This window comes from Sorangium sp. So ce448, from assembly GCF_051520915.1.
In the GTDB taxonomy this organism is placed as follows: Bacteria; Myxococcota_A; Polyangia; order Polyangiales; family Polyangiaceae; genus Sorangium; species Sorangium cellulosum_B.
Genome location: NZ_CP150343.1, coordinates 8,586,630 through 8,603,610 on the forward strand (window position 1 = coordinate 8,586,630; position 16,981 = coordinate 8,603,610).

At 72.8% G+C, this 16,981-nt stretch carries 12 protein-coding genes; 7 read left to right on the top strand and 5 right to left on the bottom strand.

The genetic code is table 11. From position 1 onward, the window contains the following. The first annotated feature begins 60 nt into the window (after window positions 1–60). From WMF45_RS32395 to WMF45_RS32405, 3 genes are all read left to right on the top strand, one after another. Window positions 61–3,699 (top strand): S8 family serine peptidase, encoded by a 3,639-nt coding sequence (locus WMF45_RS32395; RefSeq protein WP_437708904.1) that lies wholly within the window; start codon window positions 61–63, stop codon window positions 3,697–3,699. Window positions 3,700–4,589: 890 nt separating this feature from the next. Next, entirely contained in the window at window positions 4,590–4,904 is a 315-nt protein-coding gene (locus WMF45_RS32400) for a DUF6968 family protein (RefSeq protein ID WP_437708905.1), read from the top strand. A gap of 613 nt (window positions 4,905–5,517) precedes the next feature. Further along, a complete protein-coding gene (locus tag WMF45_RS32405) occupies window positions 5,518–6,384 on the top strand; it encodes a hypothetical protein (RefSeq protein WP_437708906.1) in 867 nt (288 codons plus the stop codon). Between the two features lie 567 nt (window positions 6,385–6,951). Here the strand turns inward: WMF45_RS32405 and WMF45_RS32410 are convergent. Further along, complete coding sequence (locus WMF45_RS32410) at window positions 6,952–7,638, bottom strand: hypothetical protein (RefSeq protein WP_437708907.1); 687 nt, start codon at window positions 7,636–7,638, stop codon at window positions 6,952–6,954. A gap of 19 nt (window positions 7,639–7,657) precedes the next feature. Here WMF45_RS32410 and WMF45_RS32415 point away from each other — a divergent pair, with 19 nt between their 5' ends. Both WMF45_RS32415 and WMF45_RS32420 read left to right on the top strand, forming a co-directional pair. After that, window positions 7,658–7,954, top strand: coding sequence for a hypothetical protein (locus WMF45_RS32415; RefSeq protein ID WP_437708908.1), 297 nt, complete (start codon window positions 7,658–7,660; stop codon window positions 7,952–7,954). 309 nt (window positions 7,955–8,263) lie between these two features. Next, window positions 8,264–8,893, top strand: a complete 630-nt coding sequence (locus WMF45_RS32420) for a tyrosine-type recombinase/integrase (protein WP_437708909.1) — start codon at window positions 8,264–8,266, stop codon at window positions 8,891–8,893. Window positions 8,894–9,257: 364 nt separating this feature from the next. Here WMF45_RS32420 and WMF45_RS32425 read toward each other — a convergent pair whose 3' ends face one another. After that, a complete protein-coding gene (locus tag WMF45_RS32425) occupies window positions 9,258–9,539 on the bottom strand; it encodes a helix-turn-helix domain-containing protein (RefSeq protein WP_437708910.1) in 282 nt (93 codons plus the stop codon). A 165-nt stretch (window positions 9,540–9,704) separates the two neighbouring features. On the opposite strand from WMF45_RS32425, the gene WMF45_RS32430 reads away from it, so the two are divergent. Both WMF45_RS32430 and WMF45_RS32435 read left to right on the top strand, forming a co-directional pair. Further along, window positions 9,705–10,355: a sigma-70 family RNA polymerase sigma factor gene (locus tag WMF45_RS32430; protein WP_437708911.1), complete on the top strand. Its 651-nt coding sequence runs from the start codon at window positions 9,705–9,707 to the stop codon at window positions 10,353–10,355. Then, complete coding sequence (locus WMF45_RS32435; protein ID WP_437708912.1) at window positions 10,352–10,978, top strand: JAB domain-containing protein; 627 nt, start codon at window positions 10,352–10,354, stop codon at window positions 10,976–10,978. Before WMF45_RS32430 ends, WMF45_RS32435 begins: the two co-directional genes overlap by 4 nt. A 127-nt stretch (window positions 10,979–11,105) precedes the next feature. Here WMF45_RS32435 and WMF45_RS32440 read toward each other — a convergent pair whose 3' ends face one another. Genes WMF45_RS32440 through WMF45_RS32450 form a run of 3 tightly spaced genes read right to left on the bottom strand, consistent with a single transcriptional unit; the run spans window position 11,106 to window position 16,972 of the window. Then, window positions 11,106–14,030, bottom strand: coding sequence for a hypothetical protein (locus tag WMF45_RS32440; protein ID WP_437708913.1), 2,925 nt, complete (start codon window positions 14,028–14,030; stop codon window positions 11,106–11,108). Then, complete coding sequence (locus WMF45_RS32445; protein ID WP_437708914.1) at window positions 14,027–15,154, bottom strand: beta-ketoacyl synthase N-terminal-like domain-containing protein; 1,128 nt, start codon at window positions 15,152–15,154, stop codon at window positions 14,027–14,029. Before WMF45_RS32445 ends, WMF45_RS32440 begins: the two co-directional genes overlap by 4 nt. Window positions 15,155–15,199: 45 nt before the next feature. Further along, window positions 15,200–16,972: a hypothetical protein gene (locus WMF45_RS32450; protein ID WP_437708915.1), complete on the bottom strand. Its 1,773-nt coding sequence runs from the start codon at window positions 16,970–16,972 to the stop codon at window positions 15,200–15,202. Window positions 16,973–16,981: the final 9 nt, after the last annotated feature.

The window sequence follows — 16,981 nt, forward strand, 5'->3', positions numbered from 1 at the left end:
CGGTTTCCTGCTGGAGGCGGCGGTTGCCTCGCGCGCGCGAACCGATGGTAGGGTCTCGGCATGCGCTGCACTTGCTTTCCCTCGCTTGCTCTTCTGGGGGCGCTCGGCGGCGCCGCGGCGGGCGCGCTCGTTCCATCCGACGCGTCCGGCGGCTGGCCGCCGCCCGCGTCGGCCAGCGCAGCGGACATGGCCGAGCCCGAGCACTGGCCGAACGACCCGGACTACGGCACGTCGGTCACGCAGAGCGGACAGTGGGGCTTCTACTCGTTCATCCCGGCCCCGAGCGGTTACGTCCGGCCGGAGGAGTCCGCGGCCGGCATGGCGATCGATCTCGCCTGGCGCTTCACCCAGGGGGACCCGCGCGTCAGGATCGCCGTCGCCGACTCCGGGATCTTCTGGGGAGAGGGGGACCTGCTGGAGAAGGTGTGGCTCAACCAGGGCGAGCTCGCGGCCCACATGCCGCGGCGCGCGGACGGCGCGGCGTGCGGCGGTGACGGCGCGCTCGCGGGCTTCGACTGCAACGGCGATGGGGTCCTCTCCGTCGCGGACTACAGGGACACGCCGGAGCTCACGCCCGCGGCGTCGGAGGGGCGGCCGCAGGGCGATCGGAACGGGAACGGCCAGCTCGACGCCGGCGACCTCATCCTCAACTTCTCGGACGGGATCGACGACGATCGGAACGGCTACGTCGACGACATCGCGGGCTGGGACTTCTTCAAGAACGACAACGATCCGTTCGACGACGCCAGCAACGGCCACGGCACCGAGGGCGCGAAGACGTCGGCCGCGCAGACGAACAACCAGCTGGGCGGGGCGGGCGTGTGCCCGCAGTGCAGGTTCATCCCGCTGCGCGTCGGCGAGAGCCACGTCGCCGACGCGCAGGACCTCGCGAAGGCGCTCCTCTACGCGGCCGACAGCCGGGCGAACGTCGTGCAGTGCCCGGTGACCGCTGTCGACAACACCGGCTTCGTCCAGGCGGCGCTCGACTACGCCCACGCCCAGGGGACGCTCGTCGTCGCGTCGATGGGCAACGAGGGCTCGCGCCACCACAGCGTGCCCGCGACGAGCAACCACGCGCTGCCCGTGAGCGCCGTCCGCCACGACGGCCAGAGCGTCGCGACGTCGACCACGTTCGTCGACGCGTCGCCGTGCTCGAGCTTCGGCGGCAACAACGTGCTCGCCGTGTCGAGCCCCGGCTGCGCCAGCGACGCGACCGCCGAGCTCGCCGGCGTCGCGGGGCTGCTCTACGCCGTCGCCCTCGACCGCGGCGTGTCCCTGTCCCCGGGGGAGGTGCAGGGCCTGCTCGTCGCGACCGCCGACGACATCGCCGTGCCGGAGTCGCAGGAGCCCGGGTCGCTGTACCGCTTCTCGCAGGCGGGGTTCGAGCAGCGGTTCGGCCACGGCCGCGTCAACGCGAACCGCGCCGTGGAGGCGCTCCGCGAGGGGCGCGTGCCGCCCGCCGTCGACATCACGTCGCCTCGGTGGTTCGAGGTCGTCTACAAGGATCAGGTCCAGGGCCCGGTGCCAATCGAGGGCACCATCTCCGCGAAGCGGGCGATGGCGTACGACTACTGGGTCGAGTGGGCGGCAGGCGCGCAGCCGCTCGCGGCGGATTTCAAGGTGATCCACAAGGAGACGAACGTCGCGCCGACGGTCGTCACCGGCGCCGAGGGCCCGATCGCCTCGCTCGACGTGCGCACGATCGACACGTCCCACCTCCGCGACCCCGACAGTCCCCACGGCGAGGACGATCGCGCGATCACGGTGCGCGTCCGAGCGAGGGCCCACTACGCCACCGGCAAGGTGGAGAGCGAGGCGCGGCGCACGGTCCACGTCGACAGCGATCCGACGCTGGTCCAGGGCTTCCCCGTCCACGTCGGCGACAGCGGCGAGGGTAGCCCGAAGATGGCCGACATCGACGGCGACGGCGTCCTCGATCTCGTCTACCCGACGGCCGGCGGCGCGCTGCACGTGCTGAAGATGACGCCGAAGGGGCCGCAGCCGCTGCCGCGGTTCCCGTACATGACCCGCGTCACCGACGGCCTGCTCGATCCGCCGGCGTCCCCGGCCACGCCCGCTTACCTCGGCGCCCCCGCGTACAGCAAGGTGAACAGCGAGCTCGGCCGCGAGCCGATCCTGAGCGCGCCCGCCATCGCGGACCTCGACGGCGACGGCAGGCAGGAGATCGCGATCTCCACCTGGCCGGGCACGATCTACGTCATCGGCGCGGACGGCGGCGACCGACGGGGGTGGCCGAAACGCCTGCCCGAGATCCCCTCCTGCCCCCTCGATCCCGGGGCTCCGGCGAGCGCGCCGTGCATGTCGGCGGCCGCGCGGATCGCGCGCGGGGCCTTCGCCTCGCCGGTCCTCGCGGATCTCGACGGCGACGGGCGGCTCGACGTGATCCAGGCGGCGTTCGACGGCACGGTCCACGCGTTCGACAGGGATGGCAACGCGCTGCGCGGCTTTCCCGTCGAGGTGCACTACGCGGGTCCGCTCGCCGAGGAGCCGGCGCGGAGCCGCCTCCTCGCGACGCCCGCCGTGGCCGACTTCAACGGCGACGCGCTGCCGGATCTGCTTGTCGCGTCGAGCGAGCGGCTCGGCGAGGACGGCGAGGCCGGGGCGGTCTACGTGATCGATGGGCGGGGCACGACCGCGCCCTCCGGGCCCGTGCTCGCTGGGTGGCCCATCACGGTGCCGTCTCTCTCGTTCGACCCGCTCGCCGCGGAGGGGCTCATGGCCTCGGGCGTCGTCGGGCGGTTCGACGGCGCGCTGGCGGGCGTCGTCCAGGGCAACGGCGCGCCGCCGCTCGTCCTCCCGGCCTCACCCGGCGAGCAGCGCGAGCTCCTGGCGACGCCGGCGGGCGCGCTGCCGCGGGCGAGCGACGGCTCCCCGGCCGGGCTCGACCCGACGTTCGGCCCCCTCTCGCCCGCCGCCGGCGCCCGGACGATGATCCCGCTGCTGTCGCAACCTGCGCTCGGCGACATCGATCAGGACGGCACCCCCGACGTCATCGCCGCGGGCGCCTCGAAGGCGGCCGCGCTCGCCCTCGCGGGCGCGCAGGGGGCGACGCAGCCGGGGCCTCACCTGCTCGCCGTCTGGAGCGGCAGGTCGGGCGCGATGCTGCCTCGCGCCCCGTTCGTGCTCGAGGACTACGCGATCTCGGGCAGCCAGGCGGTCGTCGATCTGAACGGCGACGGCTACCCCGAGGTGCTGAGCGGATCGAGCGGCTACTTCCTTCATGCCTTCGACGGGTGCGGCCGGGAGCCGCGCGGGTTCCCGAAGTTCACCGGCCAGTCGATCACCACGACGCCCGCCGTGGGCGACATCGACGGCGACGGCACGCTGGAGATCGCCGTGGGCACGCGCGACGGCTGGCTCTTCGCCTGGCACACCGACGCGACGACGGGCGCGCTCATCGCCTGGGAGAGCCTCCATCACGACAACCAGAACACGGGCAACCTCGAGACGCCGCTCAGGCAAGGGGTCACGCGGACGGCGCCGCGGCCGCTCACGGTGGACCTGTGTGAAGGCCCGCAGCAGGCCCCGCTCATCCTCCAGCTGGGCGGAGGCTGCGCGTGCGAGGCCGCGGGCGCCGAGCCGCGGCGCGGGTCCGGCGCTCGTGGCGCAGGCGCGGCGCTGGGCGCGGCGCTGGTCGGGGCGATGGCGCTGTGGGGGAGGCGGCGGAGGGGCTGCTGACCGCGAGGTGACCTCGACGCCGCGGCCGCCTTACCTGCACGGGCGCCATGCACGCCGCAGACGCCAGCGCTGAGCGGGCCGACTTCCGCCCGCCGGCAACGGCCCCGGCGCACGCCTCGACGCCAGCGACGGACCCGCGCTCGCCGACGCACCTCTCGACGCCTCGGGCGCGGAGCTGCTCCGGATCGGCCCACAGCTCCCTCCCGGACATCGCACGTCGTCACCTACGCAGAGGAGCAGAAAGAGGAAGGGCGGTCGACGTGGAAAGAGGCTGGTGGGAGCCGCTGTGAGAACCGAGAGGACGGTTCCCGACGTGACCTGTTCATGCCCTAAAGCCTTTGGTTTCTAGTTCGGAAGAGATGCAACACGCCTCAGGGAAGCACACATGAGCCCGGCACGCAGATCGCAATAGACGCGGCATGCGAACATTCAACGCTATCACCGTGGCCGCCATCTACTGTTCCGCCCCTTCGTGCACTGTTGACACATCAACAGAACCAGAGACCGTATTGAACGAGGAGACCCTAGAGTCGGGCGAACTGCTCACAGGAGCAGAAGAGAGGTGCCAAGACGCAATAGACGAGGGGGTCGATATCTGGCGCCTCATGTGCGGGGCAGCGATGGATATATTCTTAACACGCCCGGAAGTGGCTCACTGCATGTCGGAGGGCAACGAAGGGCGAGTCGCGGGCTACAAGAAGTGTCGTTCCAGTTGCCCCACTGCATGCTTCGCGCTGTCGACGCGATGGGAGCTTTATTGTGAAGAGCGCGCGCCCGTGCTCCTGAAGAGCTACTGTGAACAGGCGCGACAAAACGGGCAGAGGAAGTGCCTGAGCTCCTGTTGAGCCAGGGCGCTTGACATCACCGACGAGCGCGCTAGCTGGTGGGGCATGGCGGACGTGATCGCGCAACGTACCATCGAGCTGACACTTCCGAGCGGGACGCAAGGAAGCATCCGAGTTCGAGTGTGGGCACCCGAGTACAGGCCAAGGCCATCCGCTCCGTTCTGGGAAGCTGACGTGGAAGTCGCTGGAGCGGGAAAGACCCATAAGACCAGCGGCGTCGGCATCGATGCCTTCCAGGCGTTGTACTGCGCGCTTCAACTGATCCCGCCGATGCTCGGCATTTATGAGGACTTGGGCCGGCTCTCGTGGCTCGGTGCGGAGTGGCTCGGGTTCCCAGAGATCAAGCTCACCGAGCCGTGACTCCGGCGCGCTGACGCGCGAACGCGCGGCCGGACCAAGGGCGATCCGGTGACCACAAACTAGCCAGTTGAATCTACCCTGTCCGCGCCGCGTCGCCTGGCGCCGTGCCGGCACCTCCCGGCGGCTCCCCCAGCAACCCCGGGACGCGTGCCAGCACTCGCTGGTACGGCTCCTCGGACCTGCTGGTACGCTTCCTCGGACCTGATGGTACGGCTCCTCGGAGCTGCTGGTACGCTTCCTCGGACCTGCTGCTAGGCTTCCTCGGACCTGGTGGTGCGCTTCCTCGGAGCTGCTGGTACGCCTCCCCGGACCTGCTGGTACGCCTCCCCGGACCTGCTGGTACGGCTCTCCGGATCTGCTGGTACGCCTCCTCGGATCGCCTGGCACGATTCCCGGCCGTCTCGGCGGCGCTGGACGCGCTCTCCGGCTCGCTGGGTGCGCTCCACGGTCTGCTGGGTTCGCGCCCCGGCCAGCTGGGAAGCACCCCGGGCGCGCCGGCGCAGTCTCCCGGCGTTGACAACGTGCTCTCCGGACGGCCGAGCCCGTCCGGGTCATGACGAGCTCCACCGTGGTGTTACGCTCGCCCGCTCGCCACCCCCACTGGAGGTAGGTTATGGGAATCGAACTCTCACAAGAACAACACGCCGTCCTGAAGGAGACCCGCGCCGTCGCGACCCCCGCGGAGTTCCAGGCCCTTCTTGATACCGCGCGGCCCGAGATGGACCGCATCGTCCGCGAGGTGATGGAGCCGAGCCAACCCGTCTCGACCACCCTCACGGAGCTCCGGGATCTGTATCTGGCCGTCGTCCAGCACGAGGCGCCGCTCGCGAGCAAGGCCTATGGGCCCGAGCGTCGCGCGCTGCTCCGCGGCGCCATCCAGCTCCTCGATACGGCGAACCTCTGGTTCGGCGAGGGCAAGCGCACCGGCGCCTATCAGGTGCGGCCGATCGACCAGGTGATCAAGGCGAGCCGGCCGTGGCGCGCGCGCCTCAAGGCGTTCGCCGACCAAGCGTTCGCGTTCGAGCCGGACGTCGCCGAGCAGTTCGCCGACGTGAACACGAGCGGCACGCTCACCGAGGAGACCAGCGATCTCGCCATGCTGCTCCGGCTCGCCCAACAGCACCAGGCCCGCCTTGCGCCCGTCGGCCTCACCGAAGACTTCCTGCGCGAAGGCAGCGCGCTGCTCGACGAGGTGAGCGGCCGCGACCTGCTCGGCATCCTCGGGTTGCGCAACCGGGAAGAGGCGATGGTGCTCCGCAACTCCATCGTGACCTACGCCACGCTGCTCGGGAACGAGGCGCGCGCCGCCGGCGTCAACGCCTGCTGGGACATGCCCGAGGTCAAGCGCCGCTTCGGCGCCACCTCGTTCCGCAACGCCCTGCGGCGGCTCCGCCCGAAGCGCCGCGGCAGCGCCGCCGCGCCGGACGAGCCGGCGTCGGCCGAGCCTGCGCCGGTCGAGCCGACGGGCGCGCCGGTCTGACACCGCGCCGGATCGAGAACGCGGCGGGCTAGCGCTGCGGCCCCGCCGCAATCCCTCCATTATTCCGGCAGGAGCGCCTCGCTCAGCCGGTCGCGCTCCGCCAGAGCCGGGCTCTCCTCCGGGAAGACCAGGCTGACCAGCTTCGCGCCCCGCGCCAGGCACCGCACGAAGTCGGCGAGCCGCGCCAGGTCTCATCGGCGCGCGCTGGCCGTTTCGGGAGTGCCTGCGAGGGGCTGCGGCGCGGGTCTTCGGCCTGGGCGCGGCGCGGGCGGAAGCGGTGGGAGACCGCGCCTGCGCCGAGGGCGCGCGCCGCGAGCGCGCTCGGTGAAAGCGGCGCGCCGCTGCGCGAGGGCTCGCGACTCCGCGCGACGGCGGGCGGCCGGCGAGCCACGCGCGCCGCGCCGCGGCGGCCTCCTTGTGCGGCCGCCGCGCTCGGATCACGAGGCGCGCAGTCGCCCGTGGCGGGCGCAGGCCGAACGACTCGGCGGTGTGCTGCCGCGCCGCAGGCGCGGTCAGCACCAGCGCCTTGTTCGGCGGCGAGTCGCCGCGCGTGACCGTGGGCGTCGGCTACATCCACTCCGGCGGCCCTTCCCAATTACCCTCCATCTCTGCGATTAATTGCGCACGGTGCGTCCGGACGAATTGGATTTGCGGGATGCGAACCGCATGGGCCCGGCTCTGCAGCCCCTGGAGGAAACTATTGAAAGCCTCTAAGTCTCCGCCACCCGCCCTTCCGAAGAGCCGCATATACTCAGTCCCGAGTTCCTTCTTGTTGCGGGAATCGGGCGAGGACGTGAAGTCGTCGATGCTGGACGAGTCGACCGTGGCTACGGTGGAGCTCCCGACGGTTCTCATCGCCTGAAAATGCTCGTTCTGGAGATACATCTCCAGCTTGCCGCTCGTCCCAGCGGTGCACTCGTTGCGAAAACTGTTCAGGAAGCCGCACACGGCGAGGCTGAGCCTGCCGTCGCTCGGAACGAGCGTGTGGGCACGGTTCAGCACATCGACCGCGTGCTGAACGGCCTCGACATATCCTCGCAACGCGCTGGCATTGATATAGTTGGTGTAGCCCACTTCGCGCGCGAGCGTTGAAACCTGGGCCGGGGTCATCGCCGCGAGCTCGGTCACGCCGATCCCAAGTGCCGCCATCTTCTGCGTGAGGCGATAATATTCGTCCAGCTTGCCTTGATGGAGAAGTTCGGCACTGCCCTTGTAGCGGTCGACCCAAGACTGGATGACGTCTCTCGTGTCCATGAGGGAGACATCGGGGGGGGTGACGCGGGCGACCGATGACGAACTGCTCGAACTGCTCGAACTGGCTCCCCCTCGCGTTGCCGTTGGCGCGCGCACGGGCGTCATCGGCCTCGTCGATGACGAACTGCTCGAACTGCTCGAACTGCTCGAACTGCTCGAACTGCTCGAACTGCTCGAACTGGCTCCCCCCCGCGCTGCCGTTGGCGCGCGCACGGGCGTCGTCGTCGTCGTCGTCGTCGCGCGGGGCTTTGCGATGGAAACGCTGGGTGCGCTCTTCTTTCTGGGGCAATGCGGGCTCGCGTGGGACCGTGCGTAACAGTAGATACAGGGCATAGGTTCCACCTTCTACGCCCTTGAACAGTTTCAGAGGGCGCGAGTGGCGTCAAGCGGCGAGATCAACCAATGGGGCTCGCGTTGCGCGTAGGACCGGTGCTGCGGACGGGAACGGTAGCCCGAGCGCCCAAGGCCCGTCCGCCGAACGTCGCAATCAGCTGTAACGTGCGACATATCTACGCATTTTCAGATGATAGGCCGCGACCTTCCGGAGCCTATCTGCGGGATCGCGGAGATAGGCCGCCGCTGCGTACCTGCGTATTCCCGTTGCTAGGTCTCGGACGGCGACGGCGTGTCGTCGCGTAAGATTCGTGCCGACGGCTGGGTACCCATCCGCTTCCACAGGGGCAAGCCCCCACGGCAGATGGGCGCGGAAGAGGTCACGGCCATCCTCGACGAGCTTGCAGTCGCACGCCGCACCGCGGCATTCACGCAGAACCAAGCGCTGTGCGCCCGCCTCTTCCTTTACAAGCGGGTTCTCGACCTGCAGATACCCCGGCTCGAAGCGCTCGAACGCGCACGCCGGCCGAAGCACCCCCCCTCGGTCCTCTCGCGGCAGGAGACGCTCACCTTGCTCGAACACCTCGTCCCGCCTCTTCGGCTCATCGGCGAGCTCCTCTACGGAAACGGCCTCTGGCTCCTCGAAGCGCTTTCGATTCGCGTCAAAGACGTCGACCTCGATCGACGACAAATGTCGGCAGTGCAAAGGGCCGTGCACGATGCCGGACGCGCGGCGGAGCTCGCCAAGCGCGCGACATGCCAACCCCTCCGCCACAGCTTCGCGACCCACCTGCTCGAGGCGAGCATCGACATCCGGACGATCCAGACGCTGCTCGGCCACAAAGATGGGCGGATCACGATGATCGACACCTACGTCGTCGACCGTGGCGCTCTCGGCGTCATCAGCCCCCTTGACCGCTGACCGCCGCGTCAGCGGGGAGCGCCTTGAGCTCCGATCCCACCCCGTCGTGCCGGCCCCACTCATCGTGGAAAGGTAGCGTAGCTGACGGCTGCCCCGCCTTGTCAAGGAGACCAGCGCGTGTTCGTGCGGGCTTCACACTGGACGATTCGAGCTCGGCCGGGGGCGTCCACGTCGCGCGCTCGCGATGGGCCCCCCTCGCCGATCCCGTCATCGTCACGCCCACCGGGGCAGCTCCGTCCCGAAGCAGGCGGGCGGCCCAGGATCTGGGCGCCAGCGTGCCATGGGCTATGCCGCGCGCCAGGCACGTGACGTGGGCGCCGCCTCGTTCCGCAGCGGCCTCGAAGCGCTTGCCCAACGTTCGGGATCACAGCTCGCGGGGTCGTGCCTTGCGCGGCCGGCCCCGCTTCACCGGCGGTAGCTCCTGCTGGCGGAACAGCGCGCCAGGCCGGACGCCGAGCACGTCGGCCAGCTTCACGAGGACGGCCACCCCGACGTTGGTCTGGGCGTGCTCTACCTTCTTGAGGTTGCGGAGGCCGACCCCGGCCGCGTCGGCGAGCTCTTGCTGCGTCATCCCGCGCTTGAGGCGGATCCTTCGGACATTGGCCCCGATGAAGTTGAGCACCTCCTGCAGCCGGGGATCATCCATGGGGAGGTCGTCGGCTCTCGTGCGAGCTGGAATAGTGCCCGCTGGGGCACATTTCGATTGCCCGGTCCCCTTTCACCACCGTAATCTCCGTACAAGCAAGTGCTGCCCGCGACGGCGCCAACCGTCCGGGCAGCGTGGCCGAACCCCGCAGCAACGAGGTCCGACATGGAAAGAGTACGTCCACGCCCCGAACAGGGCCAAGAGATCGATCCGCCCTCACGCCGCCGGCCGCGCTCCACGGCGCGCGGCCGGCTCGCCCGCCCGCCCCAGCCCCATCACCAGCCGCTTCACCCCGCCGTCTACCTCGACGCCGCCGCGCTCCTCGAACAGGGCCCGTTCATCCGCAGCGCGCTGCGCGCCCGCGGCGTCCGCGCCGCGGATCTCGACGACGTCACGCAGGACACCGTGCTCGGCGCCTTTTGCAGCATGCGCGCCGGGCGCTTCCGGCCGTCCCCCGATCAGCCGCCGGGCGACGCCTTGCGCGCCTGGCTGGCCGCGGTCGCGTCGCGGCAGGCGTCGCACCACCGCGACAAGGCCTACCGCCGGCACGAGGTGCCCGCTGTCGATCCCGACCGGCTCTCTGCCCTCGCAGCTCCCTCGCCGGAGGAGCGCATCGTCGCGCGCGGGCTGCTCCGCGCCTTCCACCGTCTCCGCGCGGAGCTCCGCGAGGTCCTGGCGCTCACCGCCGCCGGCCTGACGATGCGCGAGATCGCGGCGGAGCTCGCGATCCCGAGGCCGACGGTGGCCACGCGGCTCCGCCTCGCTCGCCGCCTCTTCGCCCGTTCCCTCACCCGCCGACGGAGGTGGCCCCGATGAGCGGCGCACCCGTCGACGCCCCCGCCGAGACGGCGGCCGAGATCCCGACCGCGACCGAGGCCGGCCTGATCGAGATGGTGCTCGGCGTCCCGGCCGTGGGGCCGCGCGTCCTCGGCACGGCCGCCCTCCCGTCCCTTGGTCGCCTCTCTCCGGCGGCCATCGCCGAGCGAACCCAGATCGCGCTCGTGGACGCGACGCGGCTCGCCGCGGCCTTCGAGCTCGGCCGTCGCGCCCACGCCGCGCGGGCTCGCCGAGGCGCGCTCCTCACCGACGCCGCACGCGTGGCGCGGTACTTCGGCCCGAGGCTCGCGCCCCTCGTCCACGAGGAGCTCTGGATCGCAGCGCTCGACAGCCACGGCCGCGTGCGCGAGACGCGCATGCTCGCCCGCGGCGTCGACGACGCTCTCCACGCAGGTCGCTCGACCATCCTGCGCACGGCGCTGGACATGGCGGCCGTCAGCTTCGTCCTGGCCCACAACCACCCGAGCGGCGATCCGACGCCGACCGCGGAGGACCACGCGATGACCGAGGAGCTTCGCGATCTCTCCTACGCGCTGAACGTCCCGCTCCAGGCCCACGTCGTCGTCACGCCAAGCGGGCGGTACCACCCCGTGCTCGAGTAAGCCATCGCGGAGGCGGTGCACCCGCCTCGGTGCACCCGCCTCACCGAACCTCCTGCTCAGAGGGCCGGCCGGCGTACTTGGCGCCTCGGCCCTGGGGTCGTTCGAACGCCGAGACAGGCGCAGAACGTCACCGGGGCCCCGGTCCCCGGTAATAGGCCACCAGCTGGAGCCAGCGCTCATAGAGCGGCCGGTCGGAGCGCAGGCGCTGCTGCCACGCACGGTCGGCCGCGAGCCAGGCGTCCTCGCCCGCGATGCCTTGCGCCGCGAGGATCTCGGCGCCCCTCGCCGGCTCAACGAGGCGCCGGGCCGAGATCCACGCGTGCTGCTCGAGCGTGAGGGCCGGCGCGGCGGCCGCTGCGCCAGCGTCCGCCGGCGCCCTGAAGGGCAACCCGCCGAGGGACTGCCGCGCATCCGCGCTCCCGGCTCCTGCGGGCGCCGCCGGCTTGAACGGCAGCCCGCCGAGGGACTGCCTCGCGTCCGCGCCCGCAGGCGCCGGTTCCGCGGCGACGACTCTCTTGAACGGCAGGACGTCGCGCGGCACGTGCGGCGGGCCGCCCGATACCGGCGGCGCAGGCGCTTCCTCCTTCGGCCGCAGGACCCCGATCTGCGTCGTGGCGAAGGACGGCGCGTCGCCGGCAGGAGGAACCGAGGAGCCAGCGCGGGACACCGACGCAGGCCCCGGCGAGGGCGCCCCTTCCGCCGGCGCCACCGGAGGCGGGGCGGCGGGCGCCACGGGAGGCGGCGCGGCGTGCGCCGAGGGAAACGGCGCCCGCGATGAAGGTGGCGCGGGCGGGGAGAACGCGGGCGGCACAGGCAGAGGCGGCACGAACGGCAGCGCCCGGTCGCCGGTCGGCCACGCGGCCGGCCGCGCGGCCGGCGGCGCCGTGCCCGGCGGCGGGGCGAACGGGAGCGCGCCCGCCGGATCCGCCGGTCTGGAGAACGCGATCGTCGAGGCGAACGACGCCCTCGGCACGTTCGCGGGAGGGCGCGGGGCCGGGCGGCTGCGCGTCAGCCCGAACGCCCACCTGCCCGCAGGGAAGCCCTCGTCGCTCACGCGCTCGCGGAGCTCCGCCAGGTGGGCGCGCTGCCGCGCGACCCAGTCGTCGGGCGAGAACGCAGAGGCCATCCCCGTCGCGATCCAGAGCTCGAGCGCGGCCTCGTGGCGGCGCGGCGGGGGCGTCGACCTCGCCTCGAGCTCGTCGACGATCGACATCACCGCGAACGGCCTCCCGCCGCGCATGCGCACCTCCGGATCGAGCCGGCGCGCGCTCCGCCGCAGGTAAACCTCCCAGCGAGCGGGGTCGGCGACGATCTTCTCGACCTTGCGCACGGGGATCGGCAGCGCCTCGCCCAGGACCGCCGCCTCGACCTCGGGGGGCAGCTCCACCTCCCACGGCTCCTCGACCGTCTCGCGCAGCCCCGCGCCCGTGATCCGCTCGAGCGCCTCGGCCGCCGCCTCCACGAGCGGCTCGTCGCCGGAGCCGAGCAGGCTCACCAGGAAGCCGAGCGCCTCGACATGCCCGAAGCGCCCGAGGCCGCGCGCGAGCCGCGCGCTCGGCGCCGCGCCGGTGAAGGAGAGCAGCGGCCCGAGGTCGCCCGCGTTCCCGCCGAGGCACAGGAGCCACGCCACGCCCGCGGCGCGCGCCGGGCTTGCCCGATCCGCCAGCGTCGCGCGCAGGAGCGAGCGCGTCGGGCCGTGCCCTCGCCGCATCGCCGCCTCGGCGCCGGCGAGGAACACGGCGTCGCTCGCCGTGCACGCGAGCACGCCCTCGATCACCGCGATCGCCTCGTCGCGCGGGCCCGCCGCCGCGAGCGAGCGGACCGCGCGCTCCGCGAGCTCGGGCCGCGCCGACCACGCGAGCCGCGACGCCAGCTCGAACGGCACCGCCTGCCGGAGCGTGAGCACCTCGAGCGCCAGGGCGGCGAGCGGCGCGCGCGGGCCGGCCGCGAGATCGACCATCGCCGCGTCGATCTCGGGGTTCGGCGCGAGCCAGAGGCCCTCGATCCACCCGGGGTACGTCTCCGGCGCGCTGTGCTTCAGCGTGGCCACCGCCGCGTCGACCGTGTCGCGACCCTCGATCGCGCCGAGCGCCAGCGCGACGGCGAACGCGCGCCCCGGATCCGGCGCCTTCGCCTCCGCGAAGTAGAGCGACACGAGCGGCAGCGCCGCGGCGCCGACGCTGGCGAAGCAGTCGAGGTTGTCGAGCAGGCGCTGCTCGAACGGCTCCTGATCCAGCCACGTCTCGATGGCGTTCGGCGTGCGCAGATCGCGGTGGATGGCGATGTCGTCGAGGCAGTCGCGCCCGAGGCGCCGGAGCATCTCCGCCTCCTCGATCGCGGGCTCGTAGACGAAGCGCGGCGGCTCCTCGGCGGCGGCCTCCGGCGCGTGGTCCGCGCCGGAGGCCGCGCCGCCGCCGTCCTCGCCGAGCTTCTTCTCGATCTCGCCCGTCGCGGCCGCCGCCGCGAACGCCTTCAGCGCGTCGAGCGTCGCGGGCTGCTTCAGCTTACGCGGCGGCGGCTGCGCCTCGCGCAGCGGGACGACCGGATCGAGCGCGAGCTCCGGGACGAGCGGGCGCCGCGCGAACGCGTGCAGCGACGGCGTGCCCTGGCTCGCGCGGAAGGGCCGCTCGCGCGGCGGCTCGCTCGACCGGGCACCGCCGCCCGTGAGCTCGCTCCGGCGCGCGAGCTGGATCTGCGCCACGGCCGTCGCGCCCATCGCGAGCGCCGACGTCGCCAGGTCGAGCCCGCCGATCGCCCGGTCGAGCGCCGACGCCTCGCGGGGATCGCCGGCCTGCGCGAGCAGCGCGCGCGCCTCGCGCACCAGCGCCGCCGCTTCGGTGAGCCCGTCGTGGTGGACCGGCGCGAGCACGTCGCTGTCGAGCACCGCGTAGGCGCACTGCACGGCCCGGCGCAGCCGATCGCCGATGCCGGCGCGGTCCATCTGGAACGGGATCTCGGGCACGAGGGCGAGCGCGTCCTCGATGGACCGCTGGGCCAGCACGGCCGCATTCTTCCCGGGCGAGGGGGGCGGGGGCGCGCTCGAGGAGCTCATCGGACCGGATCGAGGCTGGCGAGGAGCGCGCCGCGCTCGGGGCCCTCGGCGTGGGCGCCGATGAGGACGCAGTCACCCGGCGCGCAGCGCGTCCCCCACCGAACCGTGGCCATCGCGAGCATCAACGGCGCGCTCGCGGCGCCGAGATCGCCGGTCTTGAGGAGCGGCTGCTCGCAGATCACGTCGGGCGTGAAGGACTCGAAGGCCCGCGCCATGACGTAGCTCCACTCGTCGACGCGGTGCCGCTCGTTCACGACGTCGTTCATCACCCACGGGATCCGCCGGGCCTTCGCGCCGACGGCCGCCGCCGCCCGCTTGACGGCCGACGTGATGCCGGCCGCGAGGCACGGCTCGTCCGACCCGTACGGCCGCGGCTCGGCGGCGACCGCGACGCCGAGCACCTGCCCGAGGCGCGGCAGGGAGCCCGCGCGCCCGCGGGCCGCGAGGACGACGAAGGCCGCGCCCTCGCCCGGAATGAAGCCATTCTCCGTGCGCATCGAGTGCAAGCGCAGCTCGCGATCGAGCCACTCCAGCGCGTCGGGATCGAAGAAGCTGTCGACCCCGCCCACCGCCACCGCGTCGTGCTCGCCGGAGCCGAGGCGCTGGAGCGCGATCTCGAACGCCTGCGCCGCGCCGCCGCGGCACCCGAGCACCAGGGCCGAGCGCGCGTGGTCGATCGGCACCTGCGAGCGCGCCTCGAGGCCGGCGAGGATCTGCGACTCGAGGCGCGGATCGAAGCCGGGGCGGCTCCTCGGCGGCAACGCCACGACGACCGGCAACGGGCGCGCCGCCCGCCGCCGCTGCCGCTCGGCCGACAGCCACGGGAAGGCGGCCTGCGTGAGCGCGGGGCCGCCGAGGGCGACGAGCCGATCGAGGCCCATCACGTGGTCGCCGATGGACGGCAGGCGGCAGGTCACCATCGGCTCGCCAGCGCGATCGATGAGGTGAGAGGCGCGCGGATCCATCTTCAGCGCGCGCACGCTCATCGTCACCTGGAGCGCGGTGAGCCCGTTCGGCGCGCGCGCGCCGGCGCCGACGATCACCGCCTCGGCCGCCGGCAGCGGCGGGAGCGGCGCGCGCGCCGGCGCCGCCGTGGGCTGCGCGTCAGGCGTGTTCGAGGTCATGGCTCGCTCCCTCCCGCGGCTCGTCCCGGCGCGCGCGCCCCCGCGTCACTCGAGCGCCGCGGACCACCGGCCCAGGTCGAGCTTGCGATGGCCCTCGAGGAGGCGCGCGTCCTCGGGGTTCTTGTCCGGGTCGAACGGGACGACCTCGAAGAGGTGCGCGAGATAGACGTCCACGCCGGGGTACGCGAGGCGGATCTCGGGCGGATCGGTGCGCATCTCGAGCACCGGGTACTCGCCGGCCGCGTCGGGCTCGCCGACGTAGAGGACGTCCCGCGACTCGCCGTCCTGCGCGCCGAGGACGTACGCCTCGCCGGGCAGCGCCTTCTCGACGCCCTCGAACATGCCCGCGAGCATCGGGTCGAGCTCGTCCGCCGCGATCTGCCGGAGCGTCCTCGGCGCGAACCGGGGCGACGCCGGATCCTCGAACAGCCGGAGGAAGCCCGCGTCGAATTCGAGGAACGCCGCGAGGCCGGGCGACAGCTTCTTCTTGTTGGGGAACGCGAGCTTCTTGAGCTTCGCCGCAGGGACCGGCCGCGGGTCCGGGATCGCGCCCGTGCCCGCGATCGCCTCCGTCACCTTCTCGATGAGCGCGCGCCCGCGGAGCCGCGCGGCTTGCCCTTTCGCGGCGGGCTTCTTCTTCGCGCCGCCGCCGGCGCGCTTCATCGCCGAGAGCACCTTCGTGGCCGACGGCAGGTCGTCCCACCCGAGCGCCGCCTCCCCGGCGGCCATCGCCTCGATGAGCGGCGCGTGGTCGGTCCGGCCGAGCTTGACGAGGGCGCGCGCCGCGTAGAGCACGACCTCCCGGCTCGGGTCGAGGAGCATCGCGGCGAGCGGCTCGGCGTCGCCGCGCTCGACGCACGCGTCGGCGAACCCGAACCGCTCCTCCGACTCCTCCCCGAACTGCCCGTCCTGCTTGCGCTCGAGCTCCAGCGCGGCGGCGCGCCCCGCGCCCAGCGACGCGATGGCCGCCTCGCGCGCCTTGGCCCAGGCGCGGGAGACGCGCCCGTCGATCGGCGAGTCGTCCGTGACCCATTTCGGCGCCTGGCGCGTGGCGAAGAGCGCGTAGTCGAGGCGGCCGCGGGCGAGGCAGGCGACCGCGTGCGCCCGCCGCTGCTCCTCGCCCTCGGTGAACGGGTTCAGGGCGTTCACCGCGCAGAAGCGCAGCCACGCGTCGTCCGACAGCGCGGGGACCTTCGCGAGGTCCGGCGCGTACGGCGGCGCCGTGGCCCCCTCCCCGCCGAGCGCGCCCGTCAGCCCGCGGAGGAACCCCTCCGAGTAGCCCGAGGACGCGAGGTACGCGAGGACGCCGCCCGCGCGGCCGCGATCGCCCGCGCCGGCCAGCGCCACGCCGAGCGTCACGAGCGCCTCCGGGTTGGTGGGATCCCACTCGAGCGCGCGCTCGGCGAAGCGCGCGGCCTCCTCGCAGCGGCCGAGGTGCACGAGGTCGTCGGCCACCGCGTCGAGCACGCGGTAGACCGAGGTGGGGTGCCACCGCGGCGTGAGGCGCAACGCGGTCAGGTGCACGCGGAGCGCGTCGTCGTACCGGCCCTGCCGCGTAAACGCCGTCCCGACGAGGCCCTGCAGGAGCGCGAACGAACCCCACCCCGAGATCGTCTCCGCGAGCGTATCGGCCGCCGCGCGCGCGTCCTTGCCCTCCCCGGAGAGCGCCACGTGCACCGTGCGCGAGAGCGGCGCTTCACCGAGCAGCCGGCGGCGGCTCGTCGCGGCGCCGAACGCCTGCACGGTGACGTCGTTCGCCAGAAAATCGCGCCAGGCGGCCTCGACGCCCGCAGCGTCCGCCGTGTTCACGAGCGCCATCCCACGCTC

What these genes read in the sequence shown, in the direction of transcription:
- WMF45_RS32395 (WP_437708904.1), top strand. Translation starts at nt 61, where the DNA reads ATGCGCTGCACTTGCTTTCCCTCGCTTGCTCTTCTGGGGGCGCTCGGC.
- WMF45_RS32400 (WP_437708905.1), top strand. Translation starts at nt 4,590, where the DNA reads ATGGCGGACGTGATCGCGCAACGTACCATCGAGCTGACACTTCCGAGC.
- WMF45_RS32405 (WP_437708906.1), top strand. Translation starts at nt 5,518, where the DNA reads ATGGGAATCGAACTCTCACAAGAACAACACGCCGTCCTGAAGGAGACC.
- WMF45_RS32410 (WP_437708907.1), bottom strand. Translation starts at nt 7,638, where the DNA reads ATGGACACGAGAGACGTCATCCAGTCTTGGGTCGACCGCTACAAGGGC.
- WMF45_RS32425 (WP_437708910.1), bottom strand. Translation starts at nt 9,539, where the DNA reads ATGGATGATCCCCGGCTGCAGGAGGTGCTCAACTTCATCGGGGCCAAT.
- WMF45_RS32430 (WP_437708911.1), top strand. Translation starts at nt 9,705, where the DNA reads ATGGAAAGAGTACGTCCACGCCCCGAACAGGGCCAAGAGATCGATCCG.
- WMF45_RS32435 (WP_437708912.1), top strand. Translation starts at nt 10,352, where the DNA reads ATGAGCGGCGCACCCGTCGACGCCCCCGCCGAGACGGCGGCCGAGATC.
- WMF45_RS32440 (WP_437708913.1), bottom strand. Translation starts at nt 14,030, where the DNA reads ATGAGCTCCTCGAGCGCGCCCCCGCCCCCCTCGCCCGGGAAGAATGCG.
- WMF45_RS32445 (WP_437708914.1), bottom strand. Translation starts at nt 15,154, where the DNA reads ATGACCTCGAACACGCCTGACGCGCAGCCCACGGCGGCGCCGGCGCGC.
- WMF45_RS32450 (WP_437708915.1), bottom strand. Translation starts at nt 16,972, where the DNA reads ATGGCGCTCGTGAACACGGCGGACGCTGCGGGCGTCGAGGCCGCCTGG.